This window comes from Flavobacteriales bacterium (assembly GCA_013001705.1).
Classification (GTDB): Bacteria; Bacteroidota; Bacteroidia; order Flavobacteriales_D; family JABDKJ01; genus JABDLZ01.
The window spans coordinates 1-9,325 of record JABDLZ010000139.1 but is presented as its reverse complement, the minus strand read 5'-3'; the positions used below and the strand labels follow the sequence as shown (position 1 = coordinate 9,325).

Annotated in this window: 8 protein-coding genes; 5 read left to right on the top strand and 3 right to left on the bottom strand. The window is 48.4% G+C overall.

Annotated elements, in window-relative coordinates; translation table 11 throughout:
* The coding region (gene surE / locus HKN79_05755) for a 5'/3'-nucleotidase SurE (GenBank protein NNC83063.1) at positions 1–705 on the bottom strand (705 nt) is incomplete at its 3' end.
* 116 nt (positions 706–821) lie between these two features.
* On the opposite strand from surE, the gene HKN79_05750 reads away from it, so the two are divergent.
* Positions 822–1,616 carry a tetratricopeptide repeat protein gene (locus HKN79_05750; GenBank protein NNC83062.1) on the top strand — a complete coding sequence of 265 codons (795 nt, stop codon included), beginning with the start codon at positions 822–824 and terminating at the stop codon, positions 1,614–1,616.
* 4 nt (positions 1,617–1,620) lie between these two features.
* On the opposite strand, the gene HKN79_05745 is transcribed toward HKN79_05750, so the two are convergent.
* Positions 1,621–2,127, bottom strand: coding sequence for a hypothetical protein (locus tag HKN79_05745; protein NNC83061.1), 507 nt, complete (start codon positions 2,125–2,127; stop codon positions 1,621–1,623).
* 258 nt (positions 2,128–2,385) lie between these two features.
* Between HKN79_05745 and HKN79_05740 the strand changes: the two genes are divergently transcribed.
* Positions 2,386–3,348 (top strand): acyl-CoA desaturase, encoded by a 963-nt coding sequence (locus HKN79_05740; GenBank protein NNC83060.1) that lies wholly within the window; start codon positions 2,386–2,388, stop codon positions 3,346–3,348.
* On the opposite strand, the gene HKN79_05735 is transcribed toward HKN79_05740, so the two are convergent.
* Entirely contained in the window at positions 3,339–4,400 is a 1,062-nt protein-coding gene (locus HKN79_05735) for an endonuclease/exonuclease/phosphatase family protein (GenBank protein NNC83059.1), read from the bottom strand. The genes HKN79_05740 and HKN79_05735 overlap by 10 nt on opposite strands.
* 140 nt (positions 4,401–4,540) lie before the next feature.
* On the opposite strand from HKN79_05735, the gene HKN79_05730 reads away from it, so the two are divergent.
* From HKN79_05730 to HKN79_05720, 3 genes are all read left to right on the top strand, one after another.
* Positions 4,541–7,057, top strand: a complete 2,517-nt coding sequence (locus HKN79_05730) for a TonB-dependent receptor plug domain-containing protein (protein NNC83058.1) — start codon at positions 4,541–4,543, stop codon at positions 7,055–7,057.
* Between the two features lie 12 nt (positions 7,058–7,069).
* A complete protein-coding gene (locus tag HKN79_05725; GenBank protein NNC83057.1) occupies positions 7,070–8,308 on the top strand; it encodes a hypothetical protein in 1,239 nt (412 codons plus the stop codon).
* A gap of 124 nt (positions 8,309–8,432) precedes the next feature.
* Positions 8,433–9,325, top strand: an 893-nt coding sequence (locus HKN79_05720; GenBank protein NNC83056.1) for an FAD-binding protein, incomplete at its 3' end; no start/stop codon positions are given.

The following is a 9,325-nucleotide window of genomic DNA, read 5'->3' as shown; positions in this document are numbered from 1 at the left end:
ATAGTTGTGCTTCAGTGCCCAACTGTCAGTGTCCTCTCCTTTATCCATTTCTCCAAATGAGCCGCTCATCCAATAATAGGGCTCACCACTGGGGTCGAATCGCTCAAGGAATTCATCTTCCCAGTGTCCTACGCCCTGTCTGCATACCTTGATGCCTTTGATCGCTTCGATCGGTCCTCTGGGAATATTCACATTCAGACATACATTCTTAGCAATGCCTTTTTCTAAAGCTTGGGCTACGACTTTCCGCACAATCACCTGTGCTGCGGTGAAATCTGCGTCTTTGTCGTGATGTAATAGAGAAAAGCCGATGGATGGAATTCCTTCTATGGCTCCTTCTACAGCGGCTGACATAGTGCCTGAGTAGAGCACATTGATGGAGAAATTGGCCCCGTGATTGATTCCCGATACGATGAGGTCGGGTTTTCGCTTGAGAATACCATATATAGCCAGTTTGACGCAATCTACAGGAGTTCCTGTACAACTGTAGGCATCCATATCACCGAAGTGTGAGGTGGGATTGAGTCTGATGGGGTAATTGATAGTGATCGCATGCCCCATTCCGGACTGTGGAAGATTGGGAGCCACCACCAGAACATCCCCGAATTCTTTCATGACTTCTACCAAGGCGGTTATACCTCCAGCGTAGTATCCATCATCATTTGTGACCAGTATCAGTGGCCGCTCACTCCCGTTCTCATTCATGCGGCAAATCTAACATAAGGTACCTGTGAATCTTTTAGGCCTTCAAGCACGTATAACGGGATAAGCGCTCAGACTATATGGAAAGGACCTTTATCTTATTGACACTTATTCTGTCTATGGGCCTGTATGCTCAAGACGACTTATCTCTGGCTCAGGAGATGTATGAGAATCAGGACTTTGAGGCTACGATCGAGTACCTCCATTCCTTTGAGATACGACATGCCGCAGACCTTCTTCTGGAAGCGGATGCCTATCATAAGCTCAAGAGCTATGAAGAAGCCATAGAGACCTATGATCAGGTGCTGGCCAGAGAAGAGGATAATATCTACGCCCTGATGCGCAGAGGTGCCGCCTATTTAGAACTCGGGGACTTCAGCTTTGCGCTCAAAGACGTACGCAAAGCATTGCGACTGCGACCTGAACACCCAGAGGCCAATTTCCATATGGGGAACATCTGCTATGATCAGGATGACATGAAGAATGCTTCCAAGTACTATAGAACGGCCTTACACCATAGACCTGGATATCCACAGGCCACATACATGCTGGGTGCAGCGAAGAGTAATCTGGGTCAATTCAAGGATGCAGAAAAAGCCTTTGACCAAGTGATGGAAGATTTTCCGGATGCTGTATACAATCTGGCCGTGGTGAAGTTGGAAGCCAAAAACTATTCCGAGGCATTGTCGCTCTTCGATCAAGCAGAATCCAAGGGAATCTCTACGCCTGATCTTTATTTCTTCCGAGCTGAGTCTTATTTCTTCATGGGAGATAAGCGAGAAGCCTGCATCGACTATAAGCGAGCCGCAGGATTGGATGATTCAGAAGCAGCAGAGATCTATGATTCTTATTGCATGAAGAGTCGTAAGAAACCCAATCGTAAGAAGCGGGAGACTATTCACATTGAGCTCTGATTCCTCAGAGATCGGCCATTTCAGGATACATTCTAGGGTAATGGTGGTAGACCACTTTTCCACAATCAGACCCAAGAGCCGCCCATTCTTCTATTTCGAAATCGATTCGCACTCGGGCACATGTCACCAGGTGTGAGGTGAATGAATGATCCAGGTGATAGGCAAGATCGGTGAATGTAGGATTATGACCGAATACGATCACACTTTGTATCTCATCTGACAGTTGGTCCAGTAGCTGGACCATTTCGCGTACTCCAGCTCCATAGATCACCGGCTCGACCTGTATTTCATTCTCACCCTTTCCTAGCGCTTTAGCAAAGTACCTCGCAGTGCTCAATGCTCTCACTGCTGGGCTAGAGATGATCGCATCGACCTGGGTCTCTTCAGCAAAACGAGCCGCCATGAATTCAGCATTGATATGCCCTCGCTTATTGAGCGGCCGGTCATGGTCCCGAAGAGAATGGTCTTTCCAGCTGGACTTGGCATGCCGATTGATGTATAGGGTCTTCATTGGGTTATAAGGAATTGCTCGTGAATACTATTCTATGAATCCTGATCCATTCAAAAATCGTTATCCATATATTCGGCACCGCATAATATCTTCTTAAATCTACGTTAAGTTAACGCTTTGGACACTAAAAGACTTCGATTCTCCTCGACCAGCGATGTAGAATTCTTCAAGACACTGAATCAACGTGTCTCGGATTATTTCGCAACAAACAACATCACCCGATTCGGTGATGCCCGCATGGTCATCAAGACACTTATCATGTTGGCCATCTATCTGGTGCCATTCATTCTGATGCTCAATGGGACCATCACATCTATCTGGGCGGTACTGCTCGCTTGGGGGGTCATGGGCCTGGGGATGTCCGGGATCGGTATGAGTGTGATGCATGACGCCAATCATGGCAGTTATTCCAAGAATAAGCGCGTCAATCAGTTCATCGGCTATATCATGAATATGATCGGTGGTCACGATAAGATGTGGAGATTGAAGCACAATGTGCTTCATCATACCTATACGAATATCGATGGAGCCGATGAGGACATAGAGATGGGATCTCTTTTCCGTTTCTCACCCAATCAAGAGCGCCAAGGGATGCACCGGTACCAGCATATTTACGCGTGGCCCCTTTATTCATTGATGTCTTTGCTCTTCGCTACCTATGCTGATTTCTCCAGATTGGTGCGCTACAAGAAGAAAGGTGTGATCCGTTCTGAAAGCGAATTCAAGAAGTTGCTCTGGGATGTGTCGCTTTGGAAAGTGGCCTACTACATGGTCTTCATGGTATTGCCAATGCTCATCGCTCCGATAAGTCCTTGGCTTATCGTTCTGGGCTTCCTGATCATGCACCTGGTGTGTGGATTCCTTCTCTCAGCGATATTTCAAGCTGCTCACGTGATGCCTGAGTGCGAATTCCCTGAGCCTGATGAGAAGGGTAGGATAGATGCTGCCTGGGCTGTGCATCAGTTGAGGACCACTACGAATTTCGCCCCGAAGAGTAGACTGTTCTCCTGGTTCATCGGAGGCTTGAACTATCAAGTGGAGCACCACCTCTTTTCCAATATCTGTCACATACATTACCCGAATCTCTCAAAGATCGTACGCAGAACAGCAGAAGAGTACGGCATACCCTATAAGGTAGAAGGGAACTTCGTGCAGGCTTTGAGGAGTCATGGTAGACTCCTGAGGAATCTTGGGAAGAGCGATCAGCTGGTCTACTCCTGATCGATCAACAGTGGGTCGATAGGACGTTTCAATATCACATAGACCGGAAAGTGGTCGCTGTAGCCTTTGGTCCAAGCGCCTCCTGCGAAGGTGCGCAAGGGATAGCCCTTGTAGCTTCCCGAGGTCTGCAATAGATAGGGCTTATTGTATACACGGGCTGTATGATAGGTCCATTTGCCTTGTTTTTCCTCCATGAGGCCCGGGCTGAGCAATATCTGATCGAAGAGGTTCCAGGTATCCCTCCATGCCAATGATCCTATGCCTTTCTGATAGAGGTCTTCCATCGGATTGAACAGACGGTCACCGCGAGCGAAGGATCTATCTCCAGTGGCTTTCATCACTCGGGTGAGGCTCTTGTTCACCGGGTCGTCATTGAGGTCACCTAGATAGAGTATGGCAGCATCATCCTCGGCTGTCATCAGGCTATCCACGATATGTCTTCCCAACTCAGCAGCAGCTATACGTTTGGGTTCTGAACGTTTCTGACCCCCGCTGCGTGAGGGCCAGTGAGCCACGATCATGTGGATGCGTTCTCCCGACAGTTTACCTGTGACCAGCAATTGGTCACGTGTACGGAAGCTGGTATCCGCCATGGAAAGTCGATAACTCTTCCAGCTTTCGACCTCGAAGAACTGGGGATTGTAGAGCAGTCCTACATCTATTCCTCTGCGGTCAGGACCTTCTTCGAAAACGATCTGATAGTTCCTGTCCTTTAATTCAGGATGTGCGACCAGATCTTCCAAGACATCTCGATTCTCGACTTCTGAAACTGCGAGCACCGCCAATCCAGCCGGGTGGATAGAAGTGCCGATATCCTTGATCACTTTCGATAGTTGATCGAGTTTGAAGAGATACTTCTCAGAATTCCAACGATTGCGCCCTTCAGGTGTGAATTCATGATCGCGTTTGTCAGGCGTATCGAGAGTGTCGAAAAGGTTCTCTAAATTGTAGAACCCGACCGTTCCGATCTCGTAGTTGACTTGCTGGGACTGAGCACTTGCAGCAATGATCAAGGTCAGGAATAGACCACAGGTAATTGTTCTCATCATCATGGGAATTGCGCATGCAAAAGTAATTCCATACTGGAACGAGGGGCTAGGATTCGGATGAGATATGGTAGATTTCACACTACGATCAACAAGTCAGAGTGTATAGACTTGTACTTTTGCACCCCCATCAAGGGACGTTTAATATGAGGTCGACCATACTTACCCTTCTCGTCTTATCCACCGGACTTGCTCACGCACAGACCGATACCACGCGTTCTAGCACGGCTGATTCGCTCAATCTGACAGCGATCAACAATCTGATCTTTACAGCCGATCAGCTGGAAGCTCAAGAATCCGAACAGACCTTCTCGGGTCTACTCCAGTCCAATCAGGATGTTTTCATGCGCAGTGCGGGATTCAACTTCAGTGCAGCTCGATACCGTGTCCGCGGGATGGATGGGAAGAATTTTGCAATCATGCTCAACGGTGTTCCAATGAATGATCCTGAATTGGGATTCGGGATCTGGGCCAATTGGGGCGGACTGAATGATATCACCCGATATCCGGAGACCGGAGTCGGGATCTCTCAGAACGAATACGCATTTGGAGGTGTTCAGGGATACACCAATATGGATCTGCGAGCTACCTCCAAACGTCCCGGGACCCGTTTCAGCTATTCTCTCTCTAACCGTACGTATCGCAATCGGGCCATGCTTACTCATAATACCGGCATGATGGACAATGGTCTGGCTGTAAGTGCATCCGTCTCAGGTCGCTGGGCAGAAGAGGGGTATATCGAAGGCACGTCATACAGCAATATGTCCTATTTCCTTTCCTTGGAAAAACGACTCAATGATGAACAGAGCATCGGGCTCATAGGTCTGGGTTCCCCGTCACTCCGTGGTCGGTCCTCTCTTAATACTATAGAGGCCTTCGAACTGCGTGATGATAACTACTACAATCCCTATTGGGGCTATCAGCAAGGTGAGAAGCGCAACTCACGTATGAGGTACTCACACAAGCCCATCGTCATGGCTTGGCATGAGATACAACTGAATGATGACAGCAAGCTGAAATCCACCGCATACACCCAATTCGGTGAGTACTATCAGACCCGTTTGGATTGGGTGGACGCTAATGACCCTCGGCCGGATTATTACAGGAACCTCCCGAGCTATCTGGAGTTCATCAATGAACCGGATGGAATTGATGCACTGGAGAATGCGTGGGCTAATGACGTCTCCTTCTATCAGTTGGATTGGGATGCATTCTATCAAGCCAACTACAAGAATCTACATACGGTGGCAAATGCCGATGGGACCGGAGAGGATTTCCAAGGATACCGTTCCAAGTACATTGTAGAAGAAGCGCACAGCGACCCCTTCTTGTTGGGCTTGAACCTCAACTATCAGCAGGAATTGGGCGAGACCAAACATCTCGTAGTAGGCCTTAATGCCAATATGTATACCAGTGACAATTACAGAGAGCTCAATGATCTGCTAGGCGGTGAGTACTGGTTGGACATCAATCGTTTTGCGGATGGTGTATTGCCGACCGATCAAGGAGCACAGAACAATCTGGACCAACCCAATGGTATCATCACCTACGGTGAGCGGTATGGCTACAATTATGAGATGCATCGCAGAAATCTGGATCTCTTTGCACAGTATTCGGAGAAGCTGCCCAAACTGGATTACTACCTCGGTCTGAGCCTCAATGCTCAGAGCTTTTGGCGCGATGGGAAGTTCCGCAATGAATTGTTCGAGGACAATTCCAAAGGAGAGTCAGAGCGATTGGGCTTCACTACTGGCGGTGTGAAGGCAGGAGCTACTTATAAGATCACAGGTAGACACTTCATCAGTGCCAATGTCGGTCTGATGTCCAGAGCGCCATTGATCCGGAATTCCTTCCTATCACCACGTACCCGGAATTCGGTCGTACCTGATCTGACTACGGAAAAGATCGCTTCATTCGATCTGAACTATCAGATACGCTTCCCACGATTCAAAGCTCGAGTCACAGGATATTCCGCAACCATCAAGGATCAGGTGAGCATCTTTACTTTCTACAGTGATGGATCGAATGACCTCATCAACTTGGTGACCAACGGTATCGACCATTCGTACAATGGATTGGAGATCGGATTTGAGGCCAATGCCACATCCACTTTGACTCTCACAGGGGCTATAGGTCATGGCCAGTTCCTGTATACGGCCCGCCCTGAAGTCACACGGGTCATCGATGAGACAGATACTCAAGAGCCTACCGAGTTGGCCTACATGGAGAATTTCCGAGTTGGACGTACGCCTCAGTCAGCTATCAATATCGGATTCAACTACCGCGATCCTAAGTTCTGGTTTGCAGGGATGGATTTGAATTACTTCGCCAATTCCTGGATCGATCCTATCTCTACCCGCAGAACCGAGTCCTCTGTAGATGGCCTCATCACCGATGACCCTCAATGGGACCGCATCCTAGAGCAGACACAATTGGACAATGCAGCGACCTTGAACCTGTTTGCTGGAAAATCATGGAGATTCGACTACAAGTACTACCTCTTGGTCACAGTCAATGTCAGCAACGTCTTGGACAAGCAGGATTATATCACAGGTGGCTATGAGCAGGGAAGACCCACTGCGGCCAACCTCGACCTATTCGATAATAAATACGCATACATGTTCGGAAGGACCTACTTCGCTATGGTCCGAATAAGCTTTTAATTGGTTAAAGAAATGATCAGACAGATTTCAAATTACGGCCTCATCGCCCTGTTAACAGTAGCCCTCTTCATTTCCTGTGAGAAGGACTTCGATACACCACCTGATGCAAATATCCCTGATGGTATGCTGCTCGACCTGTCGGATATCCGACAGATCCTCGCGGATTCAGGTACATATAAGTTCACCGAGGATTTCAATATCTACGCCACGGTCACCGGAGATAATGTCTCTGGAAACTTCTATAAGAATGTTTTCATCGAGGATTCTACGGACGCTCTCAATATGCGGACCATCGCCAACGGAGGGCTTTTTGAGGGTGACTACATTCGGATTAACTTGAATGGAGCCATAGTGAGCGAATACGCTGGCATGCTACAACTCGATTCTGTAGATGTGGATGAGCAGGTGGTCATTCAGGCCAATCAAGAGTATTGGGAGCCTATGACGGTGACTTTGGACGACATCGACCCTAGTCTGCAAGCACGATTGGTTCGCATAGAGAATGTGGAGTTCGTGGATGGTGATCTCGGATCCACTTATGCTGATGCTGTCAATGAGCAGTCGGAGAATCGATATGTCCAGGATTGCAATGGCAATGAGGTCATATTGAGAACCAGTGGTTTTGCCAGTTTTGCCGGTGCGCAAGTTCCAGGAGGAAACGGTACCATCACAGCCATAGTGGGTCAGTTCAATGATGATATGCAGTTATTCATCCGCGATCTCGATGATGTGCAGTTCACTTCACTTCGATGTGATGGTTCTACCGGTGAATACGTGATATTCAAGAATTTCGAAGATCAAAGCCTGACTTCAGGTGGCTGGTCCCAGCAGGTCGTGGTAGGAAGCGATGAGTGGTTCGTAGATGATTTCGGAGGAAATAATTTTGCCAAGGCAACGAACTTCAATGGTTCAGGAAATGACCCGAGCGAGGTATGGTATATCTCTCCTGCCTTGGATCTATCCGCATTGAATTCGCCTACATTCTCCTTTATGACGATGATGAACTACGCTGGCCCTGGGCTGGACACCTATGTGTCTACCGATTTCGGTCAGAGCAATGACGTGACTACCGCCACATGGACACTCCTTCAGGCCAATTACTCTCCGGGTGGATGGGAAGAGACATTAAGTGGTCCTATCGATCTGAGCGCTTACAGCTCTGCAGCGACCTATGTTGCCTTCCGATATACCGGTTCTTCCAATGATGGAAGCACTTGGGAAATAGATGATATAGCTATTTACGATAATTGATCACTAGCTATAGCGACACGTATCTTAGGCCCTGCCCATTGGCAGGGCTTTCTTTTTGAAAGAAACGATAGACATAGCAGTTCGTCCTGAACAACTGGACGACCAGGAGTTCCTTCGATCCGAATTGAGACACCGTCTTGGTCTTGGAGCTTCTGATCCAATCCACTTCAGGGTCATCAAGCGCTCTCTGGATGCACGAAGGAAGATCGTATATCGACTGCGCATCCAAGTGTCTACCGATGGACCCTTGGAGGTCGATCCTATTGAACCGAATATACAGCCATTGGAGAGCTCCTCTGAGTCTGTTCACATTATCGGGGCAGGGCCTGCTGGATTGTTTGCTGCTCTCCAGTGTCTGGAGATGGGGCTGAGACCTGTGGTCTACGAGAGAGGTAAGGATGTTCGGGCCAGAAGACGGGATATCGCTAAGCTCAATAAGGAGCATATCGTAGACCCGGAGAGCAATTATTGCTTCGGAGAAGGAGGGGCCGGTGCGTATAGCGATGGAAAACTATATACACGATCGAAGAAGCGGGGAGACGTTCAGAAGATACTCGAGACACTGGTCTTACATGGAGCGGCAAGGGATATACTCATAGATGCCCATCCGCATATAGGGACCAATAAGTTACCGGGGATCATCACCGCTATCCGAGAGACGATTCTCGATCATGGGGGTGAGATTCATTTCAATGCCAGGTTGACGGATATCATCATCCGTGACCAGCAGGTACAGGCTATTCTCATCAATGGTGATCAGGAGATAGCAGTAGACCAACTCATTCTAGCTACAGGACATTCAGCGAGGGACATCTTCACACTCTGCAGAGAACGGGATATACGCATCGAGAATAAGGACTTTGCTCTCGGAGTGCGAGTGGAACATCCACAGGAATTAGTGGATCGGATGCAATATGGGAAGAGTACGAGACCCGATATATTACCTCCTGCATCCTATAATCTGGTATGTCAAGTAGGGGATACAGGAGTATTCTCATTCTGCATGTGCCCCGGTGG